1 protein-coding gene is annotated in these 492 nt (G+C 65.2%); it reads left to right on the forward strand.

The features are described from left to right. On the forward strand, positions 1-492 hold a 492-nt coding region (locus tag NJD74_RS19580; RefSeq protein ID WP_319624821.1), incomplete at both ends, for an IS66 family transposase.

Here is a 492-nt window from a genome sequence, read left to right on the forward strand (position 1 = left end):
TCTGTGGGCTGTCCTGCGCGACGATCGCGGCCACGGCGGCGCTGATCCACCAATCGTGGTCTACCACTACGCGCCAGGACGCAGTGGCAAACATGCCGAGCATATCCTCGACGGCTTCGACGGCATCCTTCAGGTCGATGGATACCAGGGCTATCACAGGCTCGCACGACCCGAGCGTCAAGGCGGCGCGCCGCTGCGGCTGGCCGCATGCTGGTCCCACTCCAGGCGCGAGATCATTGCCGCGACTCCGAAGGCCGGCTCACCCATCGCCGAAGCCGTCCTCGCGCGCATCGCCGCGCTCTATGTAATCGAGAAGGAGATCCGTGGCTCCGACGCCACGATCCGACAAAAGGCGCGCAACGAGCGATCACGGCCGCTCGTCGCCGAACTCGAGAGCTTCCTGCGCGAGCAAGCTGCCCGCCTGTTGCCGGGCAGCGAGATGGGCAAGGCGATCGCCTATCTGCTGAACCATTGGGATGGCCTCACTTTGTT

Origin of the sequence: Stenotrophomonas sp. RG-453 (assembly GCF_033843685.1) — a bacterium.
GTDB classification, from domain to species: Bacteria; Pseudomonadota; Gammaproteobacteria; order Xanthomonadales; family Xanthomonadaceae; genus Stenotrophomonas; species Stenotrophomonas bentonitica_A.